Origin of the sequence: Vibrio sp. 10N.247.311.12 (assembly GCF_041467515.1) — a bacterium.
In the GTDB taxonomy this organism is placed as follows: domain Bacteria; phylum Pseudomonadota; class Gammaproteobacteria; order Enterobacterales; family Vibrionaceae; genus Vibrio; species Vibrio crassostreae_C.
Map to the genome: position 1 here is coordinate 1 of NZ_JBFSUV010000050.1, position 20117 is coordinate 20117.

Here is a 20117-nt window from a genome sequence, read left to right on the forward strand (position 1 = left end):
CTGAGCCCGTAGAGGACTTTCACCTCCTAGATCAACGCCATGCTCGGCGCACAAGAAAAAAGCCCCGAACTGAGTTCGAGGCTTAAGATCTTAATCAAAGCTGGTTAAATCTCTAAGAGATTATTCCCACTCGATAGTTGCTGGTGGCTTACCAGAAATATCGTAAACAACACGTGAAATGCCGTTAACTTCGTTGATAATACGGTTAGAAACCTTACCTAGGAAGTCGTATGGTAGGTGTGCCCAGTGAGCAGTCATGAAGTCGATAGTTTCTACGGCACGTAGAGATACAACCCAATCGTACTTACGGCCATCGCCCATTACGCCAACTGAACGTACTGGTAGGAATACCGTGAATGCTTGAGATACTTTGTGGTAAAGGTCAGCAGCGTGAAGCTCTTCAATGAAAATAGCATCTGCGCGACGCAGTAGATCACAGTACTCTTTCTTGATTTCGCCAAGAACACGAACACCTAGACCAGGACCCGGGAATGGGTGGCGGTAAAGCATGTTGTATGGAAGACCAAGCTCAAGGCCGATCTTACGTACTTCATCTTTAAACAGCTCACGTAGAGGTTCAACAAGACCCATTTCCATATCATCAGGAAGGCCACCAACGTTGTGGTGAGATTTGATTACGTGTGCTTTACCTGTCTTAGATGCTGCAGACTCGATTACGTCTGGGTAGATAGTACCCTGAGCAAGCCATTTAGCATTAGATAGTTTCTTAGACTCTTCATCGAAGATATCTACGAATACGTGACCGATGATTTTACGCTTAGCTTCTGGTTCAGCTTCGCCTTCCAGAGCTTTAAGGAAACGATCTTCTGCATCGACTTTGATGATGTTTAGGCCGAACTGGTCACCAAACATATCCATAACTTGCTCAGCTTCGTTTAGACGAAGAAGGCCGTTATCAACAAATACACATGTTAGTTTGTCGCCGATAGCGCGGTGAGCAAGCATCGCAACTACAGATGAATCAACACCACCAGAAAGACCAAGGATAACTTCGTCGTCACCTACTTGTTCTTTAATACGTGCAACTGCATCTTCAATGATTGAAGCTGAAGTCCACAGACCTTCACAACCACATACGTTAAGAACGAAGTTCTCAAGCATTTTCAGGCCGTTTTTAGTGTGTGTTACTTCTGGGTGGAATTGAACACCGAAGTACTTCTTCTCTTCGTTTGCCATTGCAGCGTATGGGCAAGTGTCTGTTTCAGCGATCTTTGTGAAATCAGCTGGAATCTCAACTACTTTGTCGCCGTGGCTCATCCAAACATCTTGAGTAGACTCAAGGTCAGCGAAAAGTGCAGATTCACCAGTTACTTGTACAGCAGCGTAGCCGAACTCGCGTTCAGTAGACGTTGCTACTTTACCGCCAAGTTGCTCAGCCATAGTTTGCATGCCGTAGCAGATACCGAATACAGGAACACCTGAATCAAATACGTACTGAGGTGCACGTGGAGAGTTCTCTTCCGTTACACTTTCAGGGCCACCAGATAGGATGATACCGTCTGGATTGAATTCACGAATATCCGCTTCTTCTACGTCCCAGCTCCAAAGTTCACAGTAAACACCGATCTCACGAATACGACGAGCTACTAGCTGTGTGTATTGAGAACCGAAGTCCAGAATTAGAATACGTTGGTCATGAATATTTTTAGTCATTGTAAGCAGTCTTATTGGCTATGTGATAAAACGGAGGTGAGTTTACTCACCTCTGATTAACTCTTCAAGAAATAAAGCAAACGTTTTCGTTAGATATCTTTAACCACGTGTTTTGAGACAATCGGACTTTTAACAAAACAGGCGGTAGATATAATACCAATCACAGTAAGTAAGTGTTCAGGAATAGCGTAGGAAAAAAGCCTGAGAACGAGGCAGGATTTTCTGATAAGTAGTTATTCTACAATCAAAAATTCTAACGAAGTTATCGAGGTTTTTAACAAGCTAGGATGACCAGTTATTTACTACGATTGGTATATTAATGTGCCGACTAAATCAGCACATTATTCAAACGTTTGGACGTATTATTAACCTAAACGGTAGTTAGGTGCTTCTTTCGTGATTTGAACATCGTGTACGTGAGATTCTTTCATGCCCGCACCAGAGATACGAACAAACTCAGCTTTAGTACGCATATCTTCAACAGTTGCAGAACCCGTTAGGCCCATGCTTGAGCGTAGACCGCCCATCTGTTGGTGAACGATCTCTTTTAGACGACCTTTGTATGCGATACGACCTTCAATACCTTCTGGAACAAGCTTGTCTGCAGCGTTGTCAGATTGGAAGTAACGGTCAGAAGAACCTTGAGACATAGCGCCAAGAGAACCCATACCACGGTAAGACTTGTAAGAACGACCGTTGTAAAGAATAACTTCACCCGGTGCTTCTTCAGTACCCGCGAACATTGAACCAACCATCACACAAGATGCGCCAGCAACGATAGCTTTACAGATATCGCCAGAGAAGCGGATACCGCCATCTGCGATTACTGGAATACCGTATTCGTTAGCTACTTCAGCTGCGTCTGCGATTGCTGTTACTTGAGGAACACCAACACCAGTAACGATACGAGTCGTACAGATTGAACCCGGGCCGATACCTACTTTAACCGCACTAACACCCGCTTCGATAAGAGCACGAGCGCCAGCGCCAGTTGCTACGTTACCACCGATGATTTGTAGATCAGGGTATGCAGCGCGAGTTTCGCGGATACGGTTAAGTACGCCTTCAGAGTGACCGTGTGAAGAGTCGATAAGTAGAACGTCTACGCCAGCTTCAACTAGAGCAGCAACACGCTCTTCGTTACCAGCACCAGCACCAACAGCTGCACCTACACGTAGGCTGCCGCGCTCATCTTTACATGCGTTTGGTTTACGTTCTGCTTTGTGGAAATCTTTTGCAGTGATCATTCCAGTCAGTTGGAAGTCATCATTTACAACAAGAACTTTTTCAACACGCGCTTCGTGCATTTTCTCTTGAACTTCTTCACGAGTTGCACCTTCTTTAACAGAAGCAAGGCGAGCTTTAGGTGTCATTACTACATCAACTTTCTTAGAAAGGTCAGTAACAAAGCGAACGTCACGGCCAGTAATAATACCAACAAGTTCGTTTGTTTCAGTAACAACAGGGAAACCGGCAAAGCCGTGTTTTTGGGTAAGGGCTACAACATCAGCGATTGTCGCGTCAGGGCTTACAGTTACTGGGTGAGAAACCACACCAGCTTCGTAAATTTTAACCTGGCGAACCATTTCAGCTTGCTGCTCGATTGACATATTCTTATGAATAAAGCCAATACCACCTTCTTGCGCAAGGGCAATTGCTAGGCGTGCTTCCGTAACAGTATCCATCGATGCAGAGATCATTGGGATGTTTAAAGAAATGTTTTTCGTTAACTGAGTGCGAAGATCAGCTGTGTTCGGAAGAACGGTTGAGTGTGCTGGGACGAGTAAAACGTCATCAAAAGTTAAAGCTTCTTTTGCGATTCGTAGCATTTGCAATATCTCACAACAAAGGTGTTAAAAGGAGTAAACCCAACTTTATCGTTTCGCATAATAAAGTGATTTGGATTTGATATTGCAGACGGATTATACGCACGGCGAAATCGCTTGGCTACACATTTTTGTATTTTTAATTTGCATTTACCCCCTTGCTATGTATTATATTGCCGCTATCTTCCATACTCACGCCCTGTGAGATTCCAAGAAAGACCTTCCTTCAAGGAAAGATAGTGCTTCTATGACTAATCCAAACATCTTTACTGTTTCTCGCCTCAACTCAGAGGTTCGTCTCCTATTAGAAAACGAAATGGGAATAGTCTGGCTCGTTGGTGAAATCTCAAACTTCTCTGCACCTGTCTCTGGTCACTGGTACCTCACGCTAAAAGACTCTCGCGCTCAAGTTAAATGCGCCATGTTTCGTGGCAATAACCGCCGTGTGACCTTTAAGCCTCAGAACGGCAATCAAGTTTTAGTCAAAGCTCGCCTATCTCTTTACGAGCCACGCGGTGACTACCAACTGATCATCGAAAGCATGCAGCCAGAGGGTGACGGTAAACTTCAGCAAGAATTTGAAAAGCTGAAGATGAACCTTGCCGCAGAAGGACTGTTTGCTCAATCAAGTAAGCAAGCTCTTCCTGAACACCCAAAACGTGTTGGCGTTATCACATCTAAAACCGGTGCAGCGCTGTTTGATATTCTTGATGTACTAAAAAGGCGCGATCCTTCGCTACCGGTTGTGGTTTACCCGACCATGGTTCAAGGCGAAGAGGCGGCGATTCAGATTGCCCAAGCGATTGGACGCGCTAACGAACGCAATGAATGTGATGTGTTAATCGTCGGCCGTGGTGGCGGTTCACTGGAAGACCTATGGTGCTTCAATAACGAGATCGTAGCTCGCACAATCGCAGCAAGCCAAATCCCGATTATCAGCGCCGTTGGCCACGAAGTGGATGTCACTATCGCTGATTTCGTTGCCGATATGCGTGCCCCAACGCCATCAGCTGCCGCAGAATTGGTTAGCCGTGATAACAGTCATAAAGAACAAGCTTTCGCGTCTAAACGTGCTCGCTTAGTCAGTGCGATTCGTCATGTGTTAATCAAACAGGCGCAATCAACTCAAACGTTGAAATACCGCTTAGAGAAGCAACACCCTAGCTACCAACTTCAAAAGCAGAGTCAGCAGCTTGATGACCTAGATATGCGTTTGCGTCGTGGTATGACTCAATACCTAAAACAGCATGCACAGCGTGTTGAACGTAAACAGCACCAGCTTCAATTGAACTCGCCAGTGAAACGCCTTGGCGAACAGAAACTGCATCTGCAACGTTCAGAGCAAAAGCTATTGGATGCAATGGACAAGACATTACTAACCACTCGCCACCAGCTCGCTATGGCTGCAGAGAAGTTAGAGACCGTTAGTCCACTGGCAACCCTAAAGCGTGGCTACAGCATTACTCATTCAGAATCGAGCAAGACGGTATCATCGATTAACGATGTCGAAGTCGGTGAAGTGATCACCACTCAAGTTGAAGACGGTGTGATTGAGTCGCAAGTGACCACAAGAGTGACTAAGAGCGAGCTTTAAGTTCGACCTAACGTTTCAAACCAGAAAGCCCTATCGATAATCGACAGGGCTTTTTAGTATCTAACGCTTTCAAAAAACTAACCTATTCCAACCCTACTCAGTAGTAGAAGGCTCCTTCATGGTTAGCATCCCTTCAGTCACAATAAAGTTGATGATGAAGTCTAGCCCTTGGCTCTCTTTGAGGTTGGTGAACACGTATGGCTTGGTTGGACGCATGCGTTGTGTGTCTTGCTCCATCACCTCAAGTGACGCACCCACATATGGTGCTAAATCGATCTTATTGATAACCAGCAGATCAGAACGCGTAATACCCGGTCCGCCTTTACGTGGGATCTTCTCCCCTTCCGCTACATCAATCACGTAGATGGTAAGATCGGCTAATTCAGGGCTGAACGTCGCACTCAAGTTATCACCGCCACTTTCGACGAATACCACATCGAGGTTCTTATGCAGCTTGGCAAGCTCTTCTACCGCAGCTAAGTTCATCGACGCATCTTCACGGATCGCCGTGTGCGGACAGCCACCCGTTTCAACACCAATAATACGATCTGGTTCTAGAGCCTCTGCTCGCGTAAGTATCTTGGCATCTTCTTGAGTGTAGATGTCGTTGGTTACCACTGCGATATTGAGCTTGTCGCGAATCGCTTTACAAAGCACTTCTAATAGCGCTGTTTTACCAGACCCTACCGGGCCGCCAATACCAATTCGAAGTGGTTGCTTATAACTTTCCATTGTCTACTTCCTTATATTCTTTTTACTATACCGTTCGAGCTGACCGCTACGAACGAAATAGTCGTGTGTATTGTGTTTCGTGCAGTGAACTTGCTAATGCCATTGATGGCGAAAAACTGCCTACCATCCAATCTTCTATCGCGTGGGCCTTTTCGATCACCTCAGGAAAGGTGTTGGTGATATTAATCAATGCCAACTGCCCGTCGGTTTGACCTAAAGGCACCAGTTTCACGCCTGCGGTAACGATATTTTCAAGCCAGCTCCATAAGTAACCTTGCTTGAGGCTTTCTAAATCAATGCCCCAATGCTGAGCCGCCATACACATGCCCAACAATTGGTTTGGGTGACTATCAACAGAGTCCACCAGTGAAATATCGATATCTAAGCGCTTCAACAAAGTATTCAATGCTTGCCCACGCTGTTTCTCTTCCGCTCGCAATTCACTGGTTTCACGGCTTGAGTACAGGTAATTACACCAGTGCTCAATCTCATCGAGTTCACCCTTTTCTAGAGCGTGGTAAAGACGCTCTAATATAGGCAATTCCAAGGTCGCGACACTGGAGTTGACGATGGTGTTGAGCCACTGTTCCATGCTGTTGCGATCGGTCACCCAACCCGCTTCAACCGCTAACTCTAAACCCTGCGAGTAAGTGAACCCACCAATCGGCAATGACGGACTGATCAATTGAAACAGGCGATAGATGGCGACATTTTCTGTTGTGGTCATAACCGTGCCCTCAATTTCCTAGAATCGAAAAAGTCCGAGAGCTTATGCGCCTAACAGTAATAGTGCGCTTGCTGAAGCCACGCCGACTGACAACCATTTAGAGTAAACCGCGCGGCCGACAAATGTACCGATAACCATCAGAGCCAAAGCTGTGATACTCATACCAGTTGCAAACTGAGTTAGGTTACTTGCCGCTTCAACGCCATGCGCATAACCATGGAAAAACAACATACCAATCGAAGCCGCTAATACACTGTTCACTCGCTTAGTCGATGGTGAGAACACGTGCCATAAACATAAGCTGACAACGAATAGAGAAGCGATGATTGCAGGTTCAACAATCACAGAGAAGCCTAGGGCTTGGCCTGCGATAAGCCCTACCACCAAAGACACCAACCCACCGCTAATCAGAGCGGCTTTTGTCTTGGTGGAAAATGAAAGTGCGCCAATTAACAGACCGAAAGCGATCAACATGATCAGGTGATCCATACCAGTCACAGGGTGAGTTAAACCAGACATAAATGAGTGAGACTCATGAACCGAATGCGAACCGTGCCCCGGGTGAGCGAAAGCCATCGTTGATGTTGTTAGAGAAGCTATTGTGAAAGTGCATAAGCCTGCAGCTGTTTTAAAGTTCATCGCGAGTTCCTTGCTTTATACCAATCGTAGTAAATAATTGCTCACCCTAGCTTGCTAAAATGCTCGATAACTGCGTTATAATTTTTGATTGTAGAATAACTACTTATCGAAAAATTATGCCTTGTTCTCAAGCCTTTTTTCTGCGCTATTGTTGATCACTTACTTACTGTGATTGGTATTATTGTTATTAATATCGTTGTTATATAAATCGTTTAGTGAGTCATCAATGACTCGATTAATGATGGTGATGATGTCCACCAGAGCGACCGCCATAAGCACCGCCTTCTGGTTCAAACGGTTGTTTCTCAGTGGTCACTTTCGCGCCTAAGCCTTCAACCATTTCATCTAAAACATGGTCGTGTTGATAACGAACCCAACCCGCTTCCACTTGCAGCGGAACATGACGGTTACCAAGGTGATACGCCACTCGCGTTAACAGGAGCAAGTCTTCACAGTAAACAGTCGAAACGGTTTCTGGTGCCGCTTTCACTTCTACGACTAAACCGCATTTACTTGAGAGTTGTTCGCCACCACGCAAGATATGACCTCGTGGTAGAAACAGTCCGGCATTGCGCCCGTCATCGAGCATCACCTTAAGACGGCTCTTAATGCGGCTATCGATCGGCAGGCTTAAGTAGCCGTCCGGTGCATTTTGTATTTGAGTATTCAGTTGAGTCAGTTCAATCATGCTATTACCTCAATCTCCTTGTGAGATTTATAACGTTTAAATTAGGAGCCTTCAGCCTAAAAGCCCTTAGCTAAGAGCTAGAACAAGAGCCTTCAGCTCAGCGCTAAAATAAAAGCCTTCAGCCGAGCTCTTAAAATAGAAAATACCGTTGTGCCATTGGTAGTTCTTCAGCAGGCTCACAAGTTAGCAATTCACCATCGGCGCGTACTTGATACGTCTGAGAGTCGACCTCAATTTTTGGCATCCAATCATTGAGCTTCATGTCGGCTTTGCTGATGTTTCGGCAGTTGCTCACAACACCAATCAAGCTCTGCAGACCCAATTGCTTGTCGATGTTCTGCGCCTTGGCTTCTTTAGAGACAAACAGCATTGATGTGTTCTGACACGCCTTGCCGTAGCTACCAAACATCGAGCGATAGTGAACTGGCTGAGGTGTTGGGATTGAAGCGTTTGGGTCACCCATCGGCGCCATGGCGATCATGCCGCCTTTCAAAATCACGCTTGGTTTCACGCCAAAGAAGGCAGGCTTCCACAGTACTAGATCCGCCAGTTTTCCAGCTTCGATAGAGCCGATCTCATGTGCCATACCGTGCGTAATCGCAGGGTTAATGGTGTATTTAGCGACATAGCGTCTTAGGCGGAAGTTATCGCTGTAGTCGGAATCTTCTTTTAGGCTGCCACGCTGCACTTTCATCTTGTGTGCAGTTTGCCAAGTTCGGGTTACCACCTCGCCTACGCGCCCCATTGCTTGAGAATCCGAAGCGATCATCGAAAACGCGCCTAAGTCATGAAGAATATCTTCTGCAGCAATGGTTTCACGGCGAATACGCGATTCAGCGAACGCGACATCTTCAGCTATCGACGGTGAAAGGTGATGACACACCATCAACATGTCTAAATGCTCATCGACCGTATTGATGGTGTAAGGTCGGGTCGGGTTGGTTGAGGAAGGCAAAACGTTCGGCTCACCTGCAGCACGAATAATATCGGGAGCATGACCACCGCCCGCACCTTCGGTGTGATAGGTATGAATCACGCGGTCGCCGATTGCGCCAAGTGTCGATTCAACAAAACCAGATTCATTCAGAGTGTCGGTATGAATCGCAACTTGTACGTCCATCTCGTCAGCCACACTCAAACAGGTATCGATTGAAGCGGGAGTGGTTCCCCAGTCTTCGTGTAACTTCAAACCCACCGCGCCTGCCGCTACTTGCTCACGCAGTGCTTCAGGCTGACTGGCATTGCCTTTGCCTAACAAACCAAAGTTCATCGGGAATTGATCGAGTGACTCTAGCATGCGGTGCATGTTCCAAGGCCCCGGTGTGCATGTGGTCGCGTTAGTACCTGTGTTTGGTCCAGTGCCACCGCCGATCATGGTTGTGACACCCGACGCCAGTGCTTCTTCAATCTGTTGTGGGCAAATAAAGTGGATGTGTGAATCAATGCCACCAGCAGTCAAGATTGAACCTTCGCCTGCTAAAATTTCCGTGCCCGGGCCAATCACAATATCAACGCCCGGTTGAACATCTGGGTTGCCCGCTTTGCCCAATGCCTGAACTCGACCATCTTTGACTGCGACATCGGCTTTTACGATGCCCCAGTAATCCAACACAATCGCGTTAGTGATCACCAAATCTGGAGTTTCGGCACTTGGACGTTGGCTTTGCCCTTGTCCGTCACGGATAACTTTGCCGCCGCCGAATTTCACTTCGTCGCCGTATACGGTGTAATCTTTTTCAACTTCTAGCCATAAATCAGTGTCAGCAAGACGCACTCGGTCACCGACTGTTGGCCCAAACATTTCGGCATAAGCCTGTCTGGATATCGTCGCCATGTTCAATCCTTTGTTATTTTCATTATTCCGTGGGAGCGCTTAGAGCTTGCCCATCACCTTTCCTTGGAAGCCATAGATCTCTAACTTACCGGCGTAACGCACTAACTCGACGCTGCGCGACTGACCCGGCTCAAAGCGGGTTGCAGTACCCGCAGGAATATTGAGTCGAAAACCTTTAGTGGCTTCTCGGTCAAAGATCAGCGAAGGGTTTGCTTCATAGAAGTGGTAATGAGAGCCAATTTGAACAGGACGATCGCCAATGTTTTGAACCTTAACGGACGTTGTGTCGCGGCCTTCATTGAGAGTGATGTCACCGGGAGCGGTTTCGACTTTTCCGGGAACGAATCCTGAATATTGTTTTGTGGAACCAGCCATATTACTTCTCTCTACACGATAGGTTCATGAACGGTCACCAGCTTGGTGCCATCAGGAAAAGTGGCTTCGACTTGTACATCAGGGATCATCGAAGGGATCCCCTCCATAACGTCATCGACAGTAAGCAGTGTGCGTCCAAAATCCATCAACTCTGAAACGGTTTTACCCTCGCGGGCACCTTCGAGAATGGCACTGCTGATCAGTGCAATAGATTCTGGGTAGTTGAGTTTTAAGCCTTTTTGTTTGCGCTGCTGTGCCAGCATTCCTGCGCAGAAGATAAGTAGCTTATCTTTTTCTCTTGGTGTTAATTCCATTTAGCCGCCCGCTGTTAGTGTTGTTTTCTTAGTGCTCAAAAACACATGAGCAGTAAGTGGGATTCAATCACAGCAAGCTTGAAAAAATGTACCTAGGGTCGGAAGTCACCCTAGGTACAAAAAGGGCTAATCGCTAAGTCGCCCAAATCCTTGGTAAATCAGGAGTCGTACCACATAAATGAGAGCGAGTTGCTTGCCAAATCTGACCAAAGGCTTGGAGGATATCTTCACTCCAATTACCCAAGGCTCGCACCACAATCAATCCTTCTATCTGAGTAGCACCCAATATTAATGTGGGTTCACTCGACGTTTTTGATGTAACTGATTGCTGTGAAGCTTGCTGTGTAATAGATATGAGCAAGCTCTGTACCAACTCTAGATCTTGCTTCTCATTTGAGGTGATATAAAAGGTTCCCATCATTGAATAATCAAGTAACCCCATATTTATCATTAACTTATCGCCACCATGAAAATTAAAGCCTTCAGTCAGAAGCCTTTGATTATCAAGATAGATTTCTGTTTTCCCAACGAGATGACCATGCTCGAATCCCTCATTCTGTGCAGGGCGTCCAAAACAGTGCATCTCCCAACCCCAAAACTGTGCACCCTTTTCTAGGCGAATTTCAGTATCTAAACGAACGTGTGCATTGGGGAAAAAGATGTTCTCTTGCGGCATCCATTCCAAGCGTGCATCTTTCTTCACTCGTAGGGTCTGCTTCTGCTTGGCGTACTTGTTGTTTGAGCGATAAAACTTGGTCGCACCGGGTGTGGTGATCAACGCATGCGCACCGCTTTCGATGGTCGCTTCAATATTGAGAGTGTCACCACCTACCACTCCGCCGGGGGGATGGAGTAAGTAGGTGTGACACGTTTCCCCATCAGGATACAGGGGGCGTTGCACCGCAAGCGGACCAGACTGCTGACGATTCTTTAATACGGTTTTATCACCTCGATCGACAAAGGTGAGGTTTAAACTCGCTTGCCAACCATCACGAATATCTTGTTCGATGGTCTCATTCAAAGATAAAGCTTCTACTAAAGAAGCCTTGCTTACTTCATTCGGAGAAAAGAGAGAATTCATACGGTTAGGTACTCCTTTATCAAGGACTCATCGAGCCCTGTCATTTCACCTTCTGCCACTTGGCGTCCACGGTCGATAATGCAAAAACGGTCACCGACCTTTCTTGCAAACGGCAGCTTCTGTTCAACCAACAGAACCGTGAGCCCCATTTTCTCGTTGAGCATGCGAATGATGTCGCCAATCTCTTGCACAATATTGGGTTGAATACCCTCCGTCGGCTCATCCAAGATCAATAGCTTTGGATTAACCACCAGCGCACGCCCAATCGCTAGCTGTTGCTGCTGGCCACCCGATAAATCACCACCGCGACGATGTAGCATCTCTTTTAACACTGGGAAAATATCGAAGATGAATTCAGGGATCTTGCGGTCACCCTTTTTACGAATCGGTAAACCGACCTCTAGATTTTCTTGAACAGTGAGCATTGGGAAGATCTGGCGACCTTGCGGTACATAGCCGATCCCTTGGCGTGGACGGTCCTCGGCATCGGTTTTCAAAAGTGACTCACCCGATAAGGAGATGTCACCGCTTTCAACCTTCACCAACCCCATAATGCATTGCAGTAAGGTGGTTTTACCGACACCATTTCGCCCCATTAGCACCGTGCATTTACCTTCTGGGATCTGCATATCCAAATCCCACAGCGTGTGGCTCTCACCGTAATATTGATTAACTGATTTAACCTCTAGCATCCTATTCTCCGAGATAAACTTGTTTAACTTCAGGGTGAGCCTGCACTTGATCCATGGTGCCTTCAGCCAACACATGACCTTGATGAAGCACGGTGACATGGCTGGCGATAGAACGAACGAAATCCATATCATGTTCAACGACCACAACCGAGTGCTTACCTGCCAGTGAGTTAAGTAACTCAGAGGTGCGATCCATTTCTTGGTGAGTCATACCTGCCACGGGTTCATCCACCAGCAACAGCTTAGGGTTTTGCATCAATAGCATGCCGATCTCTAACCACTGCTTTTGTCCGTGAGACAGGTTACCTGCCAAATTCGCCGCTTCGTCTTTTAAATGAATCAGCTCAAGTACCGAGGTCAATTTGTCTTTCTGTTCACCAGACATCACAGCGGTGAACGTCGCCCACACTGAGCGGTCACCGGCCATGGCTAATTCAAGGTTCTGCCACACAGTTAAACACTCAATCACGGTCGGTTTTTGGAATTTACGCCCAACGCCTGCATTGGCGATTTCGGCTTCGTTCATCTTCAATAAGTTGATGTTCGAACCCAACCACACCTCGCCGGTGTCTGGCTTAGTTTTACCTGTGATAATGTCCATCATGGTGGTTTTACCTGCGCCATTAGGACCTATGATACAGCGTAGCTCTCCCTCTTTGATGTAGAGGTTGAGGTCGTTTATCGCTTGGAAACCATCGAAGCTTTTGTTGACGCCTTCGACATACAACAGCACGTTATGTCGAGTATCGATGGCAGGATGAATATCGGGTTTGAGGTAATCAAAGACTTCGTCTCGACGAGTGAACGCCTGAACCGATTCCTTTACGCTATTAAATGTGGTCATGCGATCACCTCCTTGGCCTTGTGCTGATCATCCTTATCTTTATCTTGGTTTTTCCCATTTGATGCCTTGCGCAGCTGCTGCCACTTTTCACTGACAAAGCCAATCACACCTTGTGGGAAGTACATGGTTGAGAGTACGAATAGTCCACCCAGAGCAAACAGCCACACCTCCGGGAACTCAACCGTAAACCAACTCTTGGCGTAGTTGATGATCAATGCACCGACAATGGCACCAAACAGAGTGGCACGACCGCCTAAGGCTACCCAAACCACAATCTCAATCGAGTTAAGAGGAGCAAATTCTCCCGGATTGATAATACCCACTTGAGGGACATATAAAGCCCCGGCAATACCGGCGATAACCGCAGAAAGAACGAAGACCCACAGCTTGATGCCATCGACGTCATAGCCCATAAAGCGAGTGCGTGATTCCGTATCACGAATCGCTAATGCCACACGACCTAATCGACTGGTCACCACCATGCGACAAGCTATGTAGCTGAGAATAAGCGCAATACCAGTCGCGACAAACAGACCTATCTTGACCGCATCACTCTGCAAACTCAGACCGATGATGTCTTTGAAATCCGTCAGTCCGTTGTTGCCACCAAAGCCCATTTCGTTGCGGAAAAATGCCAGCATCAATGCGTAAGTTAATGCCTGAGTCATGATAGAAAGATACACCCCGGACACACGAGAGCGGAAAGCTAAATAACCGAACAAGTAAGCCAATGCGCCCGGCACTAGCACCACCATCAGGCAAGCAAACCAGAACTGGTCAAAGCCCTGCCAGAACCACGGCAACGCAGACCAATCAAGGAACACCATGAAATCTGGTAAGACTGGATCACCATAAACCCCACGGTCACCAATCTGACGCATCAAGTACATGCCCATCGCATAACCACCAAGCGCAAAGAAAGCACCGTGGCCAAGGCTCAAGATTCCGAGATAGCCCCACACCAGATCGAGCGCCAACGCCAACATTGCGTAGCTCAGATATTTGCCCATCAGCGAGATAGTAAAAGTCTCTACATGGAGCGGGTGCCCACTTGGTAACATGGTGTTAGCCAGTGGGATAAGAATAACGGCCGCTAGAATGGCAAGGATGGTCAGTTGGCCACCTTTGTCACCACGCATTGCCGAAAGTACAAATGATTTTGACTGCATGATGTTGTCCTTAACCTTCAGCCGCACGACCACGTTGCGGGAAGAGTCCGCGTGGGCGTTTTTGAATAAATAGAATGATGAAAACCAGTACCAGAATCTTGGCGAGAACCGCACCAGCCCATGGTTCTAAAATTTTATTGAACAGACCAAGGCTTAAGCCTGCGACTAGCGTGCCCCATAGGTTGCCAACACCGCCGAATACCACCACCATGAATGAGTCGATGATGTATGCCTGCCCCATATTTGGACCCACGTTGGTCAGTTGAGACAGTGCCACGCCTGCAACACCCGCAACGCCAGAGCCTAAACCGAAGGTCATCGCATCAACTCGCTCTGAACGAATACCCATCGCACGAGCCATGCCACGGTTTTGAGAAACCGCACGAACCTGCAAACCTAGTGGTGTCTTTTTCAGAACCATTAATAAGCCCATAAACACCAAACCACAGAAGAGAATGATGTAAAGGCGGTTGTAAGTCAGGGACAACATTGGGTTCAATTGAAGTGCGCCAGACATCCATTCAGGCGTGCTCACTGAGCGGTTCAAAGGAGAGAAAATAGAACGAACAGCCTGCTGCAAGATTAAGCTAATACCAAAGGTCGCGAGTAAGGTTTCCAATGGGCGACCATAAAGATGACGAATCACACTTCGCTCAATCGCAATGCCCACTAAGCCAGAAACAATGAATGCCGCTGGAATGGAAAGTATCAGCGCTAGGCCAATATGATTCGGCATCAACAACTGCAATACGTAGGTGGTGTAAGCGCCAATCATGATCAGCTCGCCATGAGCCATGTTGATAACGCCCATCACACCAAAGGTAATCGCTAAGCCAATGCCTGCCAGTACCAATACCGAGCCTAAACTCAAACCGAAGAATACGGTTTCTACACCCGAATAGAGTGCTTGGCTTTGTTGATAGCTATCCATCGCACGTTCTGCTGCAGCGGTAATGCTTGGATCTTGCTCACTGTTCAGTAGTTGGTTCAGTGTTTTCAGAACGACCGAGTGTTTGAAGTCGTCAACTCGTTCAATTGAAGCCACACGATCTTCAATGGTGGCACTGTTATTAAGAGAAGTGGCAATCGCTAACGACAAATCCATTAGCTCAGCTACTTTGCCATCTGATTCATTGGCTCTGAGTTCAGTTAGTCGTTCGATAATGTCAGCGCCTTTGGTTCCTAACAAATCCAAAACCGCCTTATAACGCACATCAGGGTTGCCGCTGTTCAGTCCAATCGAGGCTATTTCCCCGCGTAATATCCCGCGAAGTTTGTTATTCACACGAACCTTTTTAAACTGTCTCGCATTCTCGATATTAAGCGTTGAATCATCCCATACTGACTGAGCTGACGTCGCTGTTTTGATACTTTGAATGAGGTAGAGCTGTTTGTACTGCTCGCTCTGTTTCTCATTGAAGTAGTAAAGGTTTCCGTTTAACCAGCCATCTAAAATAGCTTTCGACACATCTTCCGTTTGCGTCTCAATCACCCAATCGATAGCTAATTCTTTATCCGATGTTTTCTTACCAACTAGCGCCTTGGTAAAGCTAGCTTCATCCGTTATTCCAGCAAAAGCCAACTGAGCACTGACTGCCATGAGCAACAGCGCTTTAAATACGTTTAATACGTTTTTCATCCCTGCTTCCTTAACCAACCAAGTTAGATATTGTTATTTTTACTTGGAGGATGTGTGGATAGTGGTTGTTACCTGAAACGATGAGCCTTCCGTTCGCTTCGCCCGTTAAACAGACGCGTTCTTCCCAAACCGGAAGGCTCAATATTCCTGAATTGACGATCTAGTTACCGCCAGAACACTTCTTCGTTTCGACGTTAAACGCACCACATGAGAATGGCTTCGACCAGCTAGAGAACAGTTTTGCCGATTCAGGTAAGTAACTCGACCAAGCATCACCCGCCACTAGTCCAGTGGTTTCCCAAACGATATCGAATTGACCATCGTCTTGGATTTCACCGATCAGGACTGGTTTAGTAATGTGGTGGTTTGGCAGCATGGTAGAGTAGCCGCCAGAAAGGTTAGGTACAGACACGCCAATCAAGGCATCTTGCACAGATTCAGGATCGGTTGTGCCCGCATTAGTGACCGCTTGAGCCCACATATTGAAGCCAACATAGTGCGCTTCCATTGGGTCATTGGTGACACGCTTTTCACTCTTGATGAACGACTGCCACGTTTCAACGAACTCTTCATTAGCTTCAGTATCAACACTCATGAAGTAGTTCCATGCCGCTAGATGACCAACCAATGGTTCTGTGTCCATGCCTGACAGTTCTTCTTCACCAACAGAGAATGCAATAACTGGGATGTCTTCAGATGAAATGCCTTGAGCGCCTAGCTCTTTATAGAAAGGTACGTTCGCATCGCCGTTTACAGTAGAAACCACAGCGGTTTTCTTGCCAGCTTCACCGAACTTTTTGATGTCTGAAACGATAGATTGCCAATCAGAGTGACCAAATGGCGTGTAGTTGATCATGATGTCTTCTTCTGCGACACCTTTATCTTTTAGGTAGGCTTCTAAGATCTTATTGGTTGTACGTGGATAAACGTAATCGGTACCTGCAAGTACCCAGCGCTCGACTTCAAGCTCTTCCATCAAGTAATCCACTGCTGGGATCGCTTGTTGGTTTGGCGCGGCACCGGTGTAGAAAACGTTTTTAGAAGACTCTTCACCTTCATACTGTACTGGGTAGAAAAGGATGCTGTTGAGTTCTTCAAAGACAGGTAGCATGGATTTACGTGATACCGACGTCCAACCACCGAACACCACATCCACTTTCTCTTTTTCGATAAGCTCACGCGCTTTCTCAGCAAATAGCGGCCAGTTTGACGCAGGGTCAACCACGACAGGCTCTAGCTTCTTACCAAGCAAACCGCCCTTTTTGTTCTGCTCTTCGATGAGCATTAGCACGGTATCTTTTAGCGTTGTCTCACTGATCGCCATGGTGCCAGAGAGTGAGTGTAGAACACCGACCTTGATGGTCTCATCAGCAGCAAACACTGTTGCAGAAGAAAATGAAAGTGTTGTACACAGTGCAGCTAGCGATAAATTGAACACCTTGTTCATGATATTACTCCATAATTGTATTTTTGTTATTCAATTACAGAGTTACAAGAAGAGTGCCAAACTTATAAACCAACGAAATTATTTATAAGTAATTGTATTAATAGAATTTAAAAGAAACTCACACCAATAGAGTGCATAGCAATCATGTAACTATGTTTCATACTGGTGCAGTGACGGTGGGAATGAACCAAGATGCCACATTCCTGTTCTTCAGATACAAAAAAGACCCAACACTTTAGTATTGAGTCTCTGGTATAACATCACCGATGGTCGTTCAAACCATGTAGTTTAAGGCTATTCCGCAGGTTGAAATTCGAATTTTACTCTCGACTTTGATTTCAACTCGTTGCAATCACCGTTGCAAAAATAGCTCGCCGCACCACAGGCTTGAAGCTTCTCAAGTTGGCTGCTGCACTCAGGGCAAAACCCAACTTTAGTAAAGTGAGCCTGACAACTTTCACAATGATACTTGCCATCCCAAGCTAGCTCAGACTGGCACTTAGGGCAGATATTTTCACTCATTAGCATTTCCTAATTCACTACTATTTTTACAATCTACTACCGCTGAGACTTCGCTTGCTTGATTTGGTACATGTTCTTATCAGCTTGTGCGATCAACTGGTCTAATCCTTGAGGATCTTTGTCACAAGACAACCCAACACTCACTGAGAACTGCACATCATTGATATAAAGCGCTTGTTGCAGTGCTTTCTCTAAGCTGTGGTAGAAGCTAACAACGCTTTCTTGATCATCAAAGCAAGAGAACACCACAAACTCATCGCCACCATAACGGCCTATCTTGGCACATGCTGTGGTTGCCTCATCAAGAACTTCGGCAACCGCCAACAGCACATCGTCACCGAAACTGTGGCCATAGGTATCATTTATCGATTTGAACTTATCGACATCAACAAACAAACACGCCATCACCTTTTCAGAAAAGCATCGCTTGGCCAACACTTTCTCCGCTTCATTAAACAATGCGCGACGATTCAAGCAATGGGTTAAAGAATCTCGATTAGCGAAAAAGTTTAGCTGGTTCTCCAGCTCAAACTTCTCTAGTGCTACCGAATACAGGGAAGCCAGTAGCTCTAAGATCTCGAGCTCAAATTCATGTAGTTCAGAGATGTACTGACTATAAATAGCGAAGGTACCCAACACATTACCGCGTGACGAGATAATGGGGACCGACCAACAGGCATGCAAATTCGCTTGATTGGTGAGGGCCAGAAAAGGTGCCCAGTTTGGGTGTGCATTTATGTTGGAGATCATCACTGCTTTCTTAAGCGCAGCTGCCTCGCCACAAGAGCCTATCCCCGCACCAATTCCTACCCCTTCAATCTGTTGATTGTAAAAATCAGGCAGGTTTGGGGCATATTCAAGGTGTAACATTTTAGACTCTGAGTTGAGCAGTAGAATTGAAGCCATGCGCTGCCCAAAAAGCTGCTCGGTAAGCTGAATAATCTTGTGATTTAAATCTTTGCGATCCATCCCAAGCGCAAGCTTCCGTAGCAAGCTATTGACGGCTCGATGACCTTCTAATAAAAATTGTTGTTCCATTCACTAAGGCTTTCAATTGTGTAATCGGGTACAACTTGTTCTTATGCAAGCTTGTTATTGGTTAATAATAACACACTAAATTAGTACGACACACAATCGAAGATCATAGGTTGATCTTTCGCTTTATCTATTTTGATCAGCGATCTACCCCAAAAAGAATATTTATATCACCACACACCGAAAGCATAAGTTACATGTGCTGCATTTCAATTTTAAACAGTCATTTATATTAAAAGTTACATGCAAAAACAAAACAAACAGCACAAGCCATTTCGATCTGTAGTCTAGATCATCGAATTACATGCGTCAGCATTTCAATATGCTGGTCATCTAACTGGGTTAACTTAACGGACAATGCCTTAAGCTCTGAGGTGTTCTCAATGTGAGTACCACCACACGGAATAGACACTAAAGTGTCGGCATCCAACTGCCATTCCCAATAACGAGAGTCTGTTAATGCTTCGCCTTCCAGTCGCATTGCGACTGGCGTCGGCTCTGCAAGCCAGCCCGCAATCATCTGGTTGATATCAGCTTCGATGTCATCAAGATTTGCTAGCATGTCTGCAACGTTCAAACCGCGCTTCTTGAGGGTTTTGCCTAAACGATACTTATCGGAACACAGCTCTGGAGTCACAAAGCTCGTCACTTGTGCGTAGCTATTGAAGTCGTAACTGCCAAGCGGATCTTTTCTATCCGCATCTTTACGCCAGTAGCGCTCAGCCAATACTTTATTCAAAGCTAGGAAAGCGATGTGGCCAGCACTGTGACCACGGCTCAAACTGGCTTGGTACTCTTTATCAACCGACAACACGACTTCGTCGTTAACCTTAATCATAGAAGCAGATGTAGGTAGCTGGTGGACAACAACAAACGCCCACCCTTCCGTATCACGCTTAACAGGGATATCTGCTGCGATATGAAGCTTGCCAGTAGATTGTTCTATAGCACCAACAAGGCAGTCTTCAACTGGATATAGCACGTCACCAACACTCACAAAGCCTTGGTCTGCAGGGTGATCGGGCCAAATGTGACTCACTGGGTGGAAAGGTGTCACGTCGGTGATCAGGTAAGTTTTGCTGTCATCGCTTTCAACGTACTGCGCTTTAGCATTGAGCTGCCAAGCCTGATGACAAAATTGAGTGATGGTTGGTGTGATTGCTGACACAGGTGTAATCAAATCGCTAGTAGTCATATCGTTCTTCTTCTGGAATCTAGTCTGATTCGTTGAGCCATGATGATAAAAACGTATTGTTATGGCTTAACGTGAATTTTGCTTAAAAAA

At 46.3% G+C, this 20117-nt stretch carries 19 protein-coding genes; 1 reads left to right on the forward strand and 18 read right to left on the reverse strand.

The window, feature by feature from the left end; genetic code table 11:
* Window positions 1–120: 120 nt before the first annotated feature.
* Window positions 121–1674: a glutamine-hydrolyzing GMP synthase gene (gene guaA, locus AB6E30_RS18955; protein WP_017059729.1), complete on the reverse strand. Its 1554-nt coding sequence runs from the start codon at window positions 1672–1674 to the stop codon at window positions 121–123.
* A gap of 365 nt (window positions 1675–2039) precedes the next feature.
* Window positions 2040–3503 (reverse strand): IMP dehydrogenase, encoded by a 1464-nt coding sequence (guaB, locus tag AB6E30_RS18960; RefSeq protein ID WP_017062496.1) that lies wholly within the window; start codon window positions 3501–3503, stop codon window positions 2040–2042.
* A 244-nt stretch (window positions 3504–3747) separates the two neighbouring features.
* Here guaB and xseA point away from each other — a divergent pair, with 244 nt between their 5' ends.
* Window positions 3748–5094, forward strand: coding sequence for an exodeoxyribonuclease VII large subunit (xseA, locus tag AB6E30_RS18965; protein WP_065584650.1), 1347 nt, complete (start codon window positions 3748–3750; stop codon window positions 5092–5094).
* Between the two features lie 93 nt (window positions 5095–5187).
* On the opposite strand, the gene ureG is transcribed toward xseA, so the two are convergent.
* The 16 genes from ureG to AB6E30_RS19045 form a co-directional block, all read right to left on the reverse strand.
* The gene (gene ureG, locus AB6E30_RS18970; protein WP_017062498.1) at window positions 5188–5826 is read right to left on the reverse strand and encodes an urease accessory protein UreG; all 639 of its coding nucleotides are present in this window, start codon (window positions 5824–5826) and stop codon (window positions 5188–5190) included.
* Between the two features lie 46 nt (window positions 5827–5872).
* Window positions 5873–6553, reverse strand: a complete 681-nt coding sequence (locus AB6E30_RS18975) for an urease accessory protein UreF (RefSeq protein ID WP_017062499.1) — start codon at window positions 6551–6553, stop codon at window positions 5873–5875.
* Between the two features lie 42 nt (window positions 6554–6595).
* Window positions 6596–7192: a HupE/UreJ family protein gene (locus AB6E30_RS18980; protein ID WP_017062500.1), complete on the reverse strand. Its 597-nt coding sequence runs from the start codon at window positions 7190–7192 to the stop codon at window positions 6596–6598.
* Between the two features lie 235 nt (window positions 7193–7427).
* Window positions 7428–7880, reverse strand: a complete 453-nt coding sequence (gene ureE / locus AB6E30_RS18985; protein ID WP_017062501.1) for an urease accessory protein UreE — start codon at window positions 7878–7880, stop codon at window positions 7428–7430.
* Between the two features lie 130 nt (window positions 7881–8010).
* Window positions 8011–9714, reverse strand: a complete 1704-nt coding sequence (ureC, locus tag AB6E30_RS18990) for an urease subunit alpha (protein ID WP_372104874.1) — start codon at window positions 9712–9714, stop codon at window positions 8011–8013.
* 39 nt (window positions 9715–9753) lie between these two features.
* Window positions 9754–10089 (reverse strand): urease subunit beta, encoded by a 336-nt coding sequence (locus tag AB6E30_RS18995; RefSeq protein ID WP_004735120.1) that lies wholly within the window; start codon window positions 10087–10089, stop codon window positions 9754–9756.
* An 11-nt stretch (window positions 10090–10100) separates the two neighbouring features.
* Window positions 10101–10403 (reverse strand): urease subunit gamma, encoded by a 303-nt coding sequence (ureA, locus tag AB6E30_RS19000; RefSeq protein ID WP_004735119.1) that lies wholly within the window; start codon window positions 10401–10403, stop codon window positions 10101–10103.
* A 133-nt stretch (window positions 10404–10536) separates the two neighbouring features.
* Window positions 10537–11484: an urease accessory protein UreD gene (locus AB6E30_RS19005; RefSeq protein ID WP_372104876.1), complete on the reverse strand. Its 948-nt coding sequence runs from the start codon at window positions 11482–11484 to the stop codon at window positions 10537–10539.
* Entirely contained in the window at window positions 11481–12176 is a 696-nt protein-coding gene (urtE, locus tag AB6E30_RS19010; protein ID WP_017062505.1) for an urea ABC transporter ATP-binding subunit UrtE, read from the reverse strand. The genes AB6E30_RS19005 and urtE overlap by 4 nt, the downstream gene beginning before the upstream one ends.
* Window position 12177: 1 nt before the next feature.
* Entirely contained in the window at window positions 12178–13020 is an 843-nt protein-coding gene (gene urtD / locus AB6E30_RS19015) for an urea ABC transporter ATP-binding protein UrtD (RefSeq protein ID WP_017062506.1), read from the reverse strand.
* On the reverse strand, window positions 13017–14189 hold the full coding sequence (urtC, locus tag AB6E30_RS19020; RefSeq protein WP_017062507.1) for an urea ABC transporter permease subunit UrtC: 1173 nt from the start codon (window positions 14187–14189) through the stop codon (window positions 13017–13019). Before urtC ends, urtD begins: the two co-directional genes overlap by 4 nt.
* Window positions 14190–14199: 10 nt before the next feature.
* Window positions 14200–15828, reverse strand: a complete 1629-nt coding sequence (urtB, locus tag AB6E30_RS19025; RefSeq protein WP_372104878.1) for an urea ABC transporter permease subunit UrtB — start codon at window positions 15826–15828, stop codon at window positions 14200–14202.
* Window positions 15829–15988: 160 nt separating this feature from the next.
* The gene (urtA, locus tag AB6E30_RS19030; protein WP_004735113.1) at window positions 15989–17275 is read right to left on the reverse strand and encodes an urea ABC transporter substrate-binding protein; all 1287 of its coding nucleotides are present in this window, start codon (window positions 17273–17275) and stop codon (window positions 15989–15991) included.
* 294 nt (window positions 17276–17569) lie between these two features.
* Entirely contained in the window at window positions 17570–17797 is a 228-nt protein-coding gene (locus AB6E30_RS19035; protein WP_017056199.1) for a zinc ribbon domain-containing protein, read from the reverse strand.
* Between the two features lie 36 nt (window positions 17798–17833).
* The gene (locus AB6E30_RS19040; protein WP_372104880.1) at window positions 17834–18835 is read right to left on the reverse strand and encodes a sensor domain-containing diguanylate cyclase; all 1002 of its coding nucleotides are present in this window, start codon (window positions 18833–18835) and stop codon (window positions 17834–17836) included.
* 289 nt (window positions 18836–19124) lie between these two features.
* Complete coding sequence (locus tag AB6E30_RS19045) at window positions 19125–20027, reverse strand: metal-dependent hydrolase (RefSeq protein WP_017062510.1); 903 nt, start codon at window positions 20025–20027, stop codon at window positions 19125–19127.
* Window positions 20028–20117: the final 90 nt, after the last annotated feature.